The following is a 15,732-nucleotide window of genomic DNA, read 5'->3' as shown; positions in this document are numbered from 1 at the left end:
GTTAATTTATCTTTTAAAGTTTGATATAACTTGAGTGAGCAAAGTATATGTTTTAGTAAAATCCTTATATTTGGTAAACAACTAAACTTCTTTACTATGCGTCCTATAAAATTATTTTCGGTTGTTCTACTCACTCTTTTCAGTTTAAATAGTTACACACAAACCTTTGAGGAATCTCATTATGAGGCTTTGGAATACAGGCTCGTAGGTCCCTTTCGTGGTGGCCGAAGTGCTACTGTAACAGGGGTACCAAACCAACCCAATTTATATTATTTTGGCGCTACTGGTGGTGGCATTTGGAAAACAACCAATGGCGGTCGTGAATGGGAAAACATTTCTGATGGCTATTTTGGCGGAAGTATTGGTGCAATAAGTGTGTCTAAAAGTGATCCCAACGTCATTTATGTAGGTGGCGGCGAAAAAACCGTTCGTGGTAACGTATCGTCGGGTTATGGCATCTGGAAAAGTGTAGATGCTGGTAAAACATGGACAGCATCGGGTTTAGAAAACTCCAGACATGTGCCACGCATTGCTATTCACCCAACGAATCACAATATGGTTTACGCTGCGGTTATGGGAAATATCTATAAACCCACTCAAGAGCGTGGTGTTTATAAAAGTATTGACGGCGGTAAATCATGGAAAAAAACACTATTTGTAAACCCACATGCGGGTGTGGTCGATTTAATAATGGATCCCACAAATCCACGTATTCTTTACGCCTCTACCTGGCGGGTTAATAGGACACCTTACAGCTTAAATTCTGGTGGTGAAGGTTCTGCCCTATGGAAAAGTACCGATAGTGGCGAAACTTGGACAGAAATCTCGACAAACAAAGGTTTCCCAGAGGGTATTCTCGGTATTATGGGCATTACCGTATCACCGCTTAATAACCAACGGCTTTGGGCCATTGTAGAAAATAAAGAGGCTGGCGGACTGTACCGTAGTGATGATGGTGGAGCCTCATGGGTAGAAGTGAATAACGAACGTAAACTGCGCCAACGTGCATGGTACTATACACGTGTGTATGCCGACACCGAAGATGTAAACACTGTTTATGTTTTAAATGTAAGTTACCACAAAAGTACCGATGGCGGAGAAACGTTTAAAAGCTTCAATGCACCACATGTCGATCATCACGATTTATGGATTGCCCCTGAAAATCCAAAACGTATGATTATTGGCGACGACGGTGGTGCTCAAGTGAGTTACGACGGTGGCGAAACTTGGAGCACCTACCACAACCAACCCACAGCTCAATTTTATCGCGTCACTACAGACAATGCGTTCCCGTATCGCATTTATGTTGCCCAGCAAGATAACTCTACGCTAAGAATTTCACACCGAACGGATGGCAGCGCCATTACCGAAGACGACTGGGAAAGTACAGCTGGAGGTGAATCGGCACATATTGCTGTAGATCCGAAAAATAATGACATTGTTTACGGCGGAAGTTATCACGGTTTTTTAACCCGAAAAAATCATAAAACAGGAACGGTTAGAGCCATAAACGTTTGGCCGGACAACCCCATGGGGCATGGTGCCGAAGGCATGAAATACCGCTTCCAATGGAATTTCCCTATTATGTTTTCAAAACACAATCCAAATAAACTTTACACTTTCTCTCAACACGTTCATGTTACTGAAAACGAAGGACAATCTTGGAAAATTATTAGCCCAGATTTAACAAGAAACGACCCCGAAAAGCTAAAATCGTCGGGAGGTCCCATTACTCAAGATAATACCTCGGTAGAATATTACTGTACTATTTTTGCGGCTAACGAATCCCCATTACAAGAAGGTTTACTCTGGGTGGGTAGCGACGATGGGTTAATTCACCTAACCAAAGATGGCGGTAAAACATGGGACAACGTAACGCCCAAAGGCATGCCAGATTGGATGATGATTAACAGTATTGAGCCTAGTGCTTTTGATAAAGGCACTTGCTACGTGGCTGGAACAAAATACAAAACAGGTGATTTTGAACCCTATTTATACAAAACCACCAATTATGGTAAAACTTGGACAAAAATAACCAACGGTATTCACAAGGAGCACTTTACACGTGTGCTTCGGGAAGACCCAAAGCGAAAAGGTCTATTGTATGCAGGTACAGAAACTGGCATGTATATTTCCTTTAATGACGGTAAAGACTGGAAACCATTTCAGTTAAATTTACCCATTGTACCCATTACAGATTTAACTATTAAAGAAGACAATCTTATTGTGGCTACACAAGGGCGAAGCATCTGGATGATAGATGACTTAACAGTTATGCATCAATTGTACAATGCCGATTTGAGTCAGGATGTTTTGTTTAAGCCAAAAGACTCTTACAGAATGCGAGGCAGTAGCAAAAAAGCTAGCAAAACTGAGGGTACAAACCATCCAAATGGGGTTATAACCTATTTCAATTTAAAAGATTTAAAAGAAAACGACAAAGTGTCTTTAACCTATTTCGATGCGAAAGGAGACACTATTAAAACCTTTACAAACGCCGATAAAAAGAACAAACTTACCGTTAAAAAAGGCGGCAATCAATTTGTGTGGGATATGACATATGATGGCGCAGAGCGTTTACCAGGCATGATTTTATGGTGGGCAAGTTTAAAAGGCCCTAAAGCAGTTCCAGGAGATTATAAGGTAAGTTTAAAAATTGAAGATTCATTGTCGCTTAATACAGTTGAACTCTCGCAGCCCTTTAAAATACTAGCAGACCCAAGAGCAGAAAGCACATTGGCAGATATGCAAACGCAATTTGATTTCATACAAGACGTAAACAAAACTATGGACCAAGCCCATAAGTCCATTAAAAAAATAAGACGTATAAATAAACAATTAGGCGCATTTCAAAAACAATATAAAGGTGACAATCAGGTTAAGGCATTGTTAGAAAAGGCTAAAGCTCTAGAAGAGCAGCTGTCTAATATTGAAAAGAAATTATACCAAACTAAAAACCGAAGCGCCCAAGACCCTTTAAATTTCCCGATAAAGTTAACCAACAAATTAGGACATTTAAATGCTTTAGTGGCCATGGGTGATTTTGCTCCAACAGAACAAGATATTGCTGTAAAAAATGAATTAACCGCTAAAATTGAAAAGCAGCTCACCACCTTTAATACCATTTTAAGTGAAGAGGTTAAAGCTTTTAATATCACTTTTAATGCTAAGCAATTAAATTATTTGTTTGTTGAAGACTAAGCGAGAAAACTAAATTGGGTTTGTTCATTAAAATAATTGAAATAACAAACATTCTCTCTCAAAAAACAAAAAGGAAGCGCTACAACAACGCTTCCTTTTGTATTGGAAGTAAAGCACAAAGAAATAAAAACATGAAAAACGTATCTTTAGTATTGTCAGGTGGAGGAGCAAGAGGTCTTGCACACATAGGAGTTATTGAAGCCTTAGAGAACCAAAACTATAACATACACGCCATTACAGGCACCTCAATGGGTGCTTTAATAGGTGGCGTTTACGCCGCAGGAAATTTAAAGGCCTTTAAAGAATGGATAATCAATCTTGACAAAGTCGATGTGTTTAAACTCATAGATTTTACGTTAATTGGTAACGGATTTGTTAAAGGAGATAGAGTTTTTAATGAACTAAAAACATTTATACCAGATATTAATATCGAAGACTTAGATATTAAATATGCGGCAACAGCAACCGACATAACAAACAGGCAAGAAATTGTCTTTACAGAAGGTAATTTATTAAGCGCTATTAGAGCATCGGTATCGATACCTAGCGTTTTTACTCCCGTAAAAAACAACGATGCTATTCTTGTTGATGGAGGCGTCGTTAATAACATCCCTATTAATCATGCCAAACGAATTGCCGAAGATGTTTTAATCGCAGTTAATGTTAACGCCAATGTTCCTATTCCGAAGAAAAACGAGCCTGAAGTAAAGGAAGACTTTAAATACCAAAATCTTTTAAATAGTTTTAATAAGAGCATACACAAATTACTACCAACAGATAATAAGAATAGCTTGGGCTATTTCGACATAATGAACAAATCTTACGAAATGATGAGAGATCAATTGGTTAAGCTTTACCTTGAAATTGATCCTCCAGATGTTTTAATCGAAATATCTCGCAATTTCTGTAATATTTACGACTTCTACAGAGCTGAAGATTTAATTGTTTTGGGCTATGAAACAACACGAAATCGCATTGCTAAAAATAATTTCAACGTGTAGAAAGTCTAATTCTCTAAAGCCATAAATTGAGTTCTACACCAGGATATTCTGTTTATAAACGACCTATAAGCTCTGACATAATTTTTAAAAAAATTAGTTTTAAAAAGCTATCTATTGTATTTTTTAGAAGTGTTTATTTTGAGCCTTTATGCCAAATTAACAATACGGCATTTCAAAATTAAATTGGTATTATTCTTCTAGGGCAAACCCTTCTTTACAGTTTATTTAGCTTATCCTCATAACAAAAACACCACTTGACTAACTCATTAATTTTAAGTACCTTAGCTTCTCTATAATTCCGTTAATTATGAAAACCTTTTTAGGATTTTTATTGTTTTTTACAAGCATGTATACTTCAACTCAAAATATAAAACAAAAAGCCATTCCGTTAGAAGGGAGTGCGAGCTTAGATCAGCTAATTTCAGCTGCTGCAAACAAAGAATTGGTGTTATTAGGAGAGGCCAGTCACGGTACTCACGAATACTACTTTTGGCGAGATAAAATAAGTAGGCGCCTAATAACAGAGCACCATTTTAGTTTTATTGCAGTAGAGGGCGATTTCGCTAGTTTATATCACCTTAATCGTTATGTAAAAAATCTAGACGGTGCAGGATCATCTGCAAAGGAGGTTTTGTTAAAACTCGACAGGTGGCCCACTTGGATGTGGGCCAATGAAGAGGTAGTAGTGCTAGCGGAATGGCTTCGTAAGCACAACGACTCATTATCACAAGACAAAAAAGTAGGCTTTTATGGCATGGATGTTTACGATGAATGGAACTCTAAAAAAGTGGTTTTAGAACTACTTGAATCAACCAATAGAACAGCTTACACCTACGTTAAAGAGCAATACCGTTGCTTTGATCCTCATAAAGGTGATAGTTGGCGGTATGCTCATGCCGTTAAAGCTGGAAAAAAAGATTGTGCCTCCGCGACTCTAAACGTTGTGAATTTTGTTAAAAACAATCGAAATAACTTCCCAGAACTTAATGACGATGATTATTTTTACTTACTACAAAATACTATTGTAGTACATCATGCCGAAGAATTTTACAGGGAGAGTGTGCTCTCAAAAAGCTCGGTATCGTGGAATTCTAGAGTAAATCATATGCACGGTACTGTTCAAAATTTATTAGAACTTTATGGTGACAATTCAAAAGGTATTGTTTGGGCACATAATACCCATATTGGAGATGCAGAATATACCAACATGCGAAATAGTGGTAATGAAAATATTGGCCAGCTTACACGGAATGAGCTTGGAGAAAACAATGTTTTTTTAGTGGGTTTTACAACCTATGAAGGCCAAGTTATGGCGGGCTCTAGTTGGGGCGCTCCTATGAGAAAAATGACCATCCCTCCAGCCATTCCAAATAGTATAGAATACAAATTGAATGAAATTAATGAGGATAAATTCTATCTCATATTCAATCCAGAAGATCGAAAAGGCAAAAACCTAAAACCCATAGGCAATAGAGCCGTTGGTGTCGTGTACAACCCGAGAAGAGATCAAAGACAATTTGTACCCACTATTGTCCCATTGCGTTACGACGCCTTATTCTTTTTTAAAAACACCACTGCCTTACGTGTTTTAAAAAAATAAAACAAAGCCATTTAAAAAGCAGCTGTATTCCCTTCTTATGGTATTTAACTCCAGTAGTTAAACGTGTTTTTTGGTACTCCGAGACCACAAACAAGGGGTTTTCCAGCATCTTTAAACACTTATGTTTTACACTTCTTTTTCAATGAAAGGCGTTTCGATATCACAAATTTCAACAATGAGCTTCTTAAGTTGCTCACTGAACATTTTTAAAGTCTCTTCAGTTATTAACACCTCTTTTTTAGCAGAATTACCAGACTTTTCTTTTTTAGCGAATTTTAAAAAACCACTACTTAAATTTTTGAACGAAAAAATTCCAGCCTCCACAGCCCCTTTTATTTCTCCAGATTGCTGCATCAATAGAGCATAACTAAGTACCTGAAAACTTTTACTGTATTTCTTGTAGTCTGTGGTAATAGCATCCCAATCTACTACTTCTACATTGGCTTGGGTAACCTGACCCGTTTTGTAATCAATAATTCTCGTTACCCCATTGTATTCATCAACTCTGTCTACTTTTCCAGTTAATTTAACAGGAAAATTTAATTCAGGTATATCCAATACAATGCTGTTTTCTGTCTCAATAGATAAAATTTTTATGTCGTTACCTGCACGTAGTTCTTCTAGTTCTAAATTTAAAAAATTGGTGACAAAACGCTTTGCTATTTCAAAAATTATAAGGTTTTTACCACTGGTTATATCACCCTCTTTATATTCATTAGAAAAGTGGTACCCCACTCTTTCACTAATTTTTGATTTCAAATTTTGAAGCTTTTCCACCGTTAAAAATGTACCGATAAAGGGTCTATAAAAATCTTCTAGTGTATTATGCACAACGGTACCCAAGGTATTGGCTGCTACGGTTTCTTCAGCCTCATCATGCTCCTTAATTTTTAAAATTTTCTGATAATAAAAAACTATAGGATTTCTAATGTAATTGGTAAGTGAGGACGGTGAAAACCCTTTATTTGCCACCGCAGCAATTTCATTTAAAAGCTCAGGTGTTTTGTCTATTGCTTTTAAAGTAGGTGGTATTACAGGCACTTGAGGTGTTATTAAACAATGGTTTATATCGTGCTTATTCCTTAAAAGTAATTGTGTTATAAATCTACTTTTTTCGCCACCAGTTAAAACATCGGCTTCTGTATTATATAAAATATAAACGCGTTTTGCGCGTTGCAACAGCCTGTAAAAATGATAGGTATAAACGGCATCTTTCTCTTTATACGTTGGTAAGTTATTCTCCACTTTCACATCAAAAGGAATAAAAGAATTGTTACTTTTTCCAGACGGCAAGATACCTTCGTTTACAGACGAAATAATTACGGTTTCAAAATCCAAAACACGAGACTCCAACATCCCCATAACTTGCAAGCCTTGTAAGGGCTCGCCTTGAAAATCGAGAGTTTCACTACTTAAAAGCTCTTTGTAAACAGTAAATAAAGTTGAAACATCTTTAATATGATTATACGCACTGTTTAAACGAATTAACTCATTAAATAAGCTGTTAAAACGAAATAAATACTCTAAAGATAAAACATTTGAAGCCTTATTTTTACTCAGATCGTTTTTGATTATTACAATTAATTGCCCACAATTATCTAAAACTTTATCTATCGAAACATCCCAATCTGTAAAAAGTACATCTATAATATGATGACATTTATTAGCGATTTCTTTTAATCTAACCTCATTTAAGTATATAATATTATTAGTTTGGATGGTTTCGATTATTACAGATGCATAATCTGTAGCATCACCATAAAATAATGGTCGTATAAAAGGGTGCGAAATGATATTTATTACCTCTTTATAATAAAAAGATTTTGAGGGGTTTTTATGCAGATTAAATAAGCTTTCAAAAAGCGATGCCAAGGGAATAGATTTTAGTGGAAAACCCATTGTAATATTAAGTGCGTCGATGTTTGAAGGCAGCGAATTTAACACTGGTATAAGCAGGTTCTCATCGCCTAAAACAACAGCTGTACTTTTTAAAGACTTATCTTCTTCACTTAATTGCTTTAAAAGTGTACCAATATGTTTTGATTGCCCGATATTTTTTGGAACCCCAAAAATGGAAATGCTTTTATCTTCAGCATAGTGATTGGTAATCCAATTAAAAGGATTGGTATCGAAATAATTCCAGTTGGTCTTGTGTTGTCTAAGAAACCAAGCTGCGTCGTGTTTTAAATCGTTAAAAAAATGGGTGTCGATATCCCAATAAATATCTGCCGTGTTATGTTCAAGTAAGTACTGTATTATGGTTTCTTCAGCGGTATTAAGGGCATTAAAACCCAAAAACACGTAGTTATTTTCTCTGTTACTCTGGGCATAAGACTCCAAATTAACAACGGCCTCCCGGTATATTAAACCTTGATAACCCAGGTTTTTAGCTTTAAGCCGCTTAGAGAAATGGTTGTAGTACTCATGGAGTTTAGACCAAAATTTCAAATAGTTTTTAACAAAATCTGTTTTCTCTTTTTCTAAATACCAATGATTTACCTCTTGAATTTCACCCAGATAATTAAAAATTTTTTCTTGAGGAATAAGGTATCGATCTATCTCATTAAAATCTTGTAATAGTATTTGCGCCCATTTGGAAAACGATTCGAAAGACTCGACGTTTTCTTTATCGGTCATGCTTAAATAGCTGTTATAAAACTCAAATAAAAGCTCGGTATTCGAAATTGGTGTAAGCTGAGCAATGTCTTGAACAAACTCTTCTATACTAATAATTTGAGGCGCAAAAATTGTTTGCTGACTGACTTTATAAAGTTGATTTTTTAAGAACAAACCAGCTCTTTTGCTGGGTAATATAAAGGTGATTTCGGAGAATGGTTTATTTTTCTTTTGAAGATCTTTTAAAACATCGAAAATAAAAGTAGACATACTGAGACGTGGGCTTTGGTGTAATTTGGTATGTTATAAAAATAAAAAACGCTTCGGAATTTCCGAAGCGTTTTTGGCTTTTGTTTGAAACTATTATAAAGTATTTACTTTACTAAGTTAATTTCAACACGTCTGTTATTAGCTCTACCTTTTCTAGTTTTGTTAGTGTCGATAGGTCTATCTTTTCCATATCCAAGCGCAGATAATCTAAATTCATCAATACCATTATTTACTAGGTATTCTTTCACAGAAAGAGCTCTAGCTTCTGATAATGTTTGATTTAATTTTGCACTACCCGTACTATCTGTATGTCCTTCAACGGTAAACTTAGCATTAGTATACTCTTTTAAGATTGCAGTAATATCGTTTAAAACCTGAGCCGACTCGGCCTTGATTGAAGATTTACCGGTATCAAATAAAATCGTTTTAGCGTACTCGTTAAGTGTTTTTTGAACAGCCTCAGATACTTCTGGACATCCGTTGTTAGCAACAGTACCTTTTACATCTGGACAGTTATCATCCTTATCTGGAACACCATCACCATCTCTATCTGGCCATGGGCAACCGTTGTTAGCTGCAGGACCTGCTTCGTTAGGACATTTATCTAAATGATCTGGAACACCGTCACCATCAGCATCAGGACAACCGTTTAAGGCTTTTAAACCAAACACTGTAGGACACTCATCTAAATGATCTGGAATACCATCTCCATCGGTATCAGGACAACCGTTAAACTCAGCTAAACCAGCAACATCTGGACAATCATCTAAGTGATCTGGAATACCATCACCATCGGTGTCTGGACAACCGTTAAACTCAGCTAAACCAGGAACGTCTGGACACTCATCATCTTTATCATAGATGCCATCGCCATCTGTATCTTTTCCACCAAATTTGATAGAAATACCAGCCGAATGTTGGAAGTGAGAATCTAAGTAATCTTCGAAAGCGTGCTTGTAACCTGTTTGAAGGGTTAAGGCAATGTTATCGTTAAACCAAACATTTAAACCTAAAGTACCATTTAAAGTACCAGCACCAATTTCATCAATCCAAGTGTAACCACCACCTGCACCTAAGTACGGATCTAAAGTTTTGGTGTTAAGTATATCTCTAAAGCTGTATTTAACTGTACCATCTAAACCATAGTAAGACAAATCGTCTACCGTATTAGTTACATCTGGGCCTTTACTACTATCTCCCCACTTATCGATTTTGTTAAGAGATCCTGTAACACCAAGAGAGAAACCATCTCCTAAATATCTAGATACTGTAATGGTAGATAACGAAGGTAGAATGTTCCAGTGATCTTCAGCGTTAAAATATTCGTCAAAAATAGTTTCGCTAAATAAACCACCATCACCGTTTGGATAGGCATCTACAGCGTTAACTCCAATGGTAATTTGCCATGGATTGTTTTCGTCTTGTGCGTTTACGTTGCTAAAACCGAGTACTAGCAACATAGCGAACAATAATCTGCTAAGATTTTTCATATTTAAAAAGTTTAAGTTTTAAAAGTTTATAAATGCAAAAGTAAGTTGTTAAATTATAATAACAAAGCCAAATGTATAAAATATTAAGCGTTCTGTCAGGTTCATTCCATGAATAAATTAACTCATTTGCTTAACCGATTTTTTTTATATGATTTTTAATTCTTTTCCTACCTCAGTAAAGGCAGTAATAGCCTGATCTAGCTGACTTTTTGTATGAGCTGCAGATAACTGAACTCGAATTCTAGCCTGCCCTTTTGGAACCACTGGAAAAAAGAATCCTATAACATAAATACCTTTTTTTAATAACATATTTGCCATGTTCTGCGACAATTTGGCATCATAAAGCATTACCGGTACTATGGCCGATTCTCCATCAATAATATCAAAACCAGCTGCCTTTATTCCTTTTTTAAAATACTTGGTATTCCATTCCAGTTGGTCTCTAAGTTCAGTATTGTTTTCAAGCATTTCAAAAACTTTAATAGCTCCGCCAACAAGGGCAGGCGCTAAGGAATTTGAAAACAGATAAGGTCTTGATCGCTGGCGTAGCATTTGAATGATTTCTTTTTTACCTGTGGTATACCCACCCATAGCGCCTCCTAAGGCTTTTCCTAAAGTACCTGTAATAATATCTATACGATTCATGACGTTTTTTTCTTCAAGAGTACCCCGTCCTGTCTTGCCTATAAATCCTGTGGCGTGGCACTCATCTATCATAACTAAAGCATCGTACTTATCGGCTAAATCGCATATCTTGTCAAGTGGCGCCACTAAGCCATCCATTGAAAACACACCATCTGTAACTATTAACTTAAAACGTGCACCATTCTTATTGCCTTCGATAAGTTGATTTTCTAAATCTTGCATGTCATTATTTTGGTATCGATAACGGGCTGCTTTGCACAACCGTACACCATCTATAATTGAGGCATGATTTAATGAGTCTGAAATAATAGCGTCTTCTTTAGTTAACAAAGGCTCAAAAACACCACCATTAGCATCAAAAGCTGCTGCGTATAAAATGGTATCTTCGGTTTGGTAAAAATCTGCAATTTTTTTCTCTAAAGTTTTATGAATGTCTTGGGTTCCGCAAATAAAACGTACCGAAGACATACCAAAACCGTGAGTATCCATAACATCTTTTGCCGCTTGAATAACATCGGGATGCGACGATAAACCCAAATAATTATTAGCGCAAAAATTTAAAACGGTTTCCCCAGTATTTAAGGTGATCTCTGTACCTTGAGCTGAAGTTATAATGCGCTCCTCCTTATAAAGCCCTTGGTCTTTAATGTCCTCAATTTCTCTTTTTAAATGTGCTATTAAATCACTTTTCATAATTTTAATTTTTTAATTTAAATGTCTTTTACTTCAATATCATCATTAATATATACGATAAACTTTTTTATCACTTTTAAGTGCATAGCTTCTAATACCGTTTGGTAAGCTTGCAATTGTTCGTGATGCTTATAATCTTCGAACCCCGTTTTATAATCTATAATTACGGCTTCATTTTTAGGCGTGACAACCACGCGATCTGGACGTAAAATATCACCATTACTTGTGATGATATCGCGTTCGTTATACACCGCACCTATTGGACTGTAATAGTTTTTTAATTGTGGATGATTAACAATTCTATGTATACTTTCTTGTAACATTTCGGCCTGTTCTTTATTTATAGAAGATGCCACTAAAAACTCGTTCACTGCTGCATCGACATCGTCGCTTATCTCAATTTTAGACATGATATCATGTATAAGATTTCCTTTCTCGATGGCGTCTTGTTGACTGGTATCCCAGAGTAAACCCGATTTTGTAACCACTTTTATATGATGTATTTCTTTTGCTGTGGATATAAATTGTTGCTGTATTTGAGTCTTGTCTTTTATAGTTGCTTTTTTAAACGTTCTTTTTGCATTGCCAAAACTATACGTTAATTCTGAATCTTTCCAGATGTTAATACGCTTTAAATATTCAATAAATAATCCAGAATATCTTTTTGTATTAACTTCGCCTTTTGAAGAGATGTCTTTCGTAGTAATTACATGCAATTGCTCTATAGCTCTTGTTAAAGTTACATAAAGTAAATTAATGCTATCTAACTCTTGTTCTGCGGTGTGGGTTTTAAAAATACGCAAGCCTTCGTCTCCATAAAACTCAAAATCTTTATTGTAATTTAAAAGTGCATAAGAAAAGCCATTATATTTTTCTTGATTGGTTGCAAACCACTCTTTAGGTTCAATATCTTCGTAAATATTTAAATCGGCATAAGGAAAAATAACCACAGGAAATTCCAAGCCTTTAGATTTGTGGATGGTCATAATCTGGACGGCGTTTTGACCTTGTGGCGAAACGACACTTAAATTTTCCTGTTTCTTATCGAAATACTCTAAAAACCCGGAAACATCAGAGCCTTTTTTCTGAGAAAAATCTAAAACGACATCTAAATAAAATTGAATATAAGCATTAGATTTTTCGACTAAGTTAAAACTTCTCACTACAGTTTCTGCTAAGTCGTAAAGTGGCAGCTGTAATAGGGCTGCACTACTTAAATAGATATTAAAAACTTCGAAGCTTTTAAAAAGTTCTGGCACTGCTAATTGAATGTGATTTGTAAAAAACTCGTGTTTATTTTCAATATTAAACAGCGTTGTTAGATGTTCTAAAACCGCCATTTTTGTTTCGTTGTTGTTTGGCTGAACTAAAAGTGCTAAAACATTATTTATAAAATTAACTTCGGGCGCGTTTTTTAACAATAAACCATCAGCAGAAATTATTTTGATATCTTTTTGAGTACCTAGAAATTTAGCTAAAGCTTTTTCGTCTTTTTTCTTACGCACTAAAATACAAATGTCTGCCAGATCGAAACCGTTTTCTAAACACTGTCTAATGGCTTCTAGAGTGTATTGCGAAAATACCTCATCCCTATCTTCATCTTTTTCAATTTCTAAAAAGTTTAACGACACATAGCCAGTTTCTGTTTTCGTGCTGTTTTGGTGCGCGTTTTCGTAAAGCGTTTTATAAGCTTCGGCGGTAAAAACTTGATGTGATACGAACTTAAAAAAGCCATTATTAAAATCTACAATATCCTTATAACTCCTATAATTCTCCTCTAGCGTTTTAACCTCTTGTTTACAATGAAACGGTTGTGTTTTTTGATCAAACAAATCTATAAACTGTTCTGCTTTGCCACCACGCCAGCGGTAAATAGCTTGTTTAGCATCGCCAACAATCATGGCGCTGCCATTTTGGGAAGCGAGCGCATTTTCTATAAGCGGAATTAAATTCTCCCATTGCATTTTTGAGGTGTCTTGAAACTCATCAATAAAATAATGATTAAATTTTTCTCCGATGCGTTCGTATATAAACGGCGTAGGCTGGTCTTTTATCTCTTTGCTAATTATAGAATTAAACTCTGAAATTAGCATTTTATTCTGTTCTGCTTTTAAGGCGTTTAATTCCATATTTATGGCATTTAAAACAGAAAGTGGGGTAACATTTTTATAAAACGCTTTTAAAAATTTAATATGAAAAACAGCGTTTTTTGTGGTAGAAAAAGCCTTGGCGAGCTGTGGCTGAATACTATCAATAATAGCTGCAACCTCTTCACTAACACGTTTCGGGTAAAGCCCATTACCCTCTAAAAGATCGATTTGCCAAACCAAGTCAAACTTAATTCCGTAATTTTTAATAGCCAGATTTTTAAAATGCTTTGGTAGCGAGCCTCTGGAGAAATCGTTTGGCGCTAAGCCCGCCTCTTCGATTAAGGTTAAAACGCCTTCTGCACCTTCGGTTAATGTATTTTCAACCAGAGTGATTTCTTTCTGTAACAGTGATTTAAGTGTACTAAAATCTTTTAAACTTTTACCCTTTAAGCTTTCAATAAACGGCTTATCGTTCTCGTTAACCAATAATTTTGCAATTTTATTAAAATCGAGAGCGACATCCCAGCTTTTATCATCGTCTGCCTTTTCAATCGCAAAATCGACTAAAACTCGCGTTAAGGCTGTGTCTGTTCCCGCTTTAGCAATTAAACGGTCTACGGCTTGATTTAAAAGGGAATCCTGGTCTAATTCGACTTCGAAATTTAAGGGTATTTTCAAATCGTAGGCAAAAGTGCGTATCAGTTTATGTGTAAAACCATCAATCGTGCTAATATCAAAAGCGGCATAATTGTGCAAAATGGTGTTTAACAGTTTTCCTGACTTCTCAAAAAGCACTTCAGGTGCCATGTTGATGTCTTCACAAATGTCATAAAACATACTGTTGTCTTCAGACTCTAAAACACTTTTATCTGAAAAGGCTTTTAACATTTCAATAATACGATCTTTCATTTCGGCAACCGCTTTATTAGTAAATGTGATGGCCAAAATGTTTTTAAAAAGATAGGGATTATCCGAATTAAAAAGGATTTTTAAATAGGCCTTTACTAGAGTGTAGGTTTTTCCACTTCCGGCAGAAGCATTATAGATAGTAAAAGGATGTTTAGTCTGCATAAAGACAAATTTAAACACAATATAAAAACTATCAATCATTTCATAAGTATATATTATTTTTAATTGATGTGTTTTATCCGTAAATTTGGAATACTATTAATTTAAAAAAAATAAAACTATGGCTTTCGAATTACCGAAATTACAATATGCTTACGATGCTTTAGAGCCTCATATCGATGCTCGTACTATGGAAATACACCATACCAAGCACCATCAAGGTTATACAAACAACTTAAATAATGCTATTAAAGGCACAGATTTAGAAGGGAAATCTATTGAAGATATTCTAACAAATTTGGACATGGATAATACAGCCGTAAGAAACAATGGTGGTGGATATTACAATCACAATTTGTTTTGGACCGTTATGAACCCAGAAGATAGAGGGTATTTGTCTGGAGAGTTAAAAGATGCTATAGAAGCGGCTTACGGCTCTAAAGACGAGTTTATTACTGCATTTAGTAAAGCTGCGGCCACACGCTTTGGCTCTGGTTGGGCTTGGCTGTGTGTGCATAAAGATGGAACGGTTAAAATTTGTTCGACACCAAATCAAGACAACCCATTAATGCCAGGAGTAGGTTGTGGCGGTGTACCCATTTTAGGTTTAGATGTTTGGGAGCACGCTTATTACCTGAATTACCAAAACCGTCGTCCAGATTATATTAATGCCTTTTTTAACGTAATTAACTGGAATGAGGTAGAAAGACGTTACGCCGAAGCGAAATAAGCGTTTTTTATTTAATACATACCAAAGCAAATCCTGAAAAGGGTTTGCTTTTTTGTTTCATCACGTTGCTATAGGGATTATATTTGAGTTGTTTAAAGTTAGGCAAAACCTTTAGATAGATATTATAACTCTAAAAACCAACTTAGTTTTAAAACTTTCGTTAAAATGAAAAAGGTGAACTTTCGTTCACCTTCTTACCCCAAATCTACCATGAACTTAACCTACTTATGTTATGGTTTTACTAAAGTAGATGTAATTTGTAGAAAAAAAATATTTTTTAGATAAACTACTTCTTTATTCGTCAAAACGCCGCATATCCCAATAATTA

At 35.6% G+C, this 15,732-nt stretch carries 8 protein-coding genes; 4 read left to right on the top strand and 4 right to left on the bottom strand.

The window, feature by feature from the left end; translation table 11 throughout:
- Nucleotides 1-96 precede the first annotated feature (96 nt).
- The 3 genes from FEZ18_RS07560 to FEZ18_RS07550 all read left to right on the top strand — a co-directional run bounded on the left by FEZ18_RS07560 (nt 97) and on the right by FEZ18_RS07550 (nt 5,802).
- Nucleotides 97-3,201, top strand: coding sequence for a VPS10 domain-containing protein (locus FEZ18_RS07560; RefSeq protein ID WP_153267758.1), 3,105 nt, complete (start codon nt 97-99; stop codon nt 3,199-3,201).
- 131 nt (nt 3,202-3,332) lie between these two features.
- Nucleotides 3,333-4,202: a patatin-like phospholipase family protein gene (locus tag FEZ18_RS07555; RefSeq protein ID WP_153267757.1), complete on the top strand. Its 870-nt coding sequence runs from the start codon at nt 3,333-3,335 to the stop codon at nt 4,200-4,202.
- 307 nt (nt 4,203-4,509) lie between these two features.
- Nucleotides 4,510-5,802 carry an erythromycin esterase family protein gene (locus FEZ18_RS07550; RefSeq protein ID WP_153267756.1) on the top strand — a complete coding sequence of 431 codons (1,293 nt, stop codon included), beginning with the start codon at nt 4,510-4,512 and terminating at the stop codon, nt 5,800-5,802.
- A gap of 126 nt (nt 5,803-5,928) precedes the next feature.
- Here FEZ18_RS07550 and FEZ18_RS07545 read toward each other — a convergent pair whose 3' ends face one another.
- The 4 genes from FEZ18_RS07545 to FEZ18_RS07530 all read right to left on the bottom strand — a co-directional run bounded on the left by FEZ18_RS07545 (nt 5,929) and on the right by FEZ18_RS07530 (nt 14,677).
- Nucleotides 5,929-8,688, bottom strand: a complete 2,760-nt coding sequence (locus FEZ18_RS07545) for a PD-(D/E)XK nuclease family protein (protein ID WP_153267755.1) — start codon at nt 8,686-8,688, stop codon at nt 5,929-5,931.
- A 104-nt stretch (nt 8,689-8,792) separates the two neighbouring features.
- Nucleotides 8,793-10,178, bottom strand: coding sequence for an OmpA family protein (locus FEZ18_RS07540; protein WP_153267754.1), 1,386 nt, complete (start codon nt 10,176-10,178; stop codon nt 8,793-8,795).
- A gap of 144 nt (nt 10,179-10,322) precedes the next feature.
- Complete coding sequence (kbl, locus tag FEZ18_RS07535; protein WP_153267753.1) at nt 10,323-11,516, bottom strand: glycine C-acetyltransferase; 1,194 nt, start codon at nt 11,514-11,516, stop codon at nt 10,323-10,325.
- Between the two features lie 17 nt (nt 11,517-11,533).
- Nucleotides 11,534-14,677, bottom strand: coding sequence for a UvrD-helicase domain-containing protein (locus tag FEZ18_RS07530; RefSeq protein ID WP_153267752.1), 3,144 nt, complete (start codon nt 14,675-14,677; stop codon nt 11,534-11,536).
- Between the two features lie 118 nt (nt 14,678-14,795).
- Here FEZ18_RS07530 and FEZ18_RS07525 point away from each other — a divergent pair, with 118 nt between their 5' ends.
- Nucleotides 14,796-15,404: a superoxide dismutase gene (locus FEZ18_RS07525; RefSeq protein WP_153267751.1), complete on the top strand. Its 609-nt coding sequence runs from the start codon at nt 14,796-14,798 to the stop codon at nt 15,402-15,404.
- Nucleotides 15,405-15,732: the final 328 nt, after the last annotated feature.

The organism is Oceanihabitans sp. IOP_32, assembly GCF_009498295.1.
GTDB lineage: Bacteria > Bacteroidota > Bacteroidia > Flavobacteriales > Flavobacteriaceae > Wocania > Wocania indica.
Note: the sequence above shows the minus strand (reverse complement) of the source record. Positions and strands in the feature narration are given on the sequence as shown.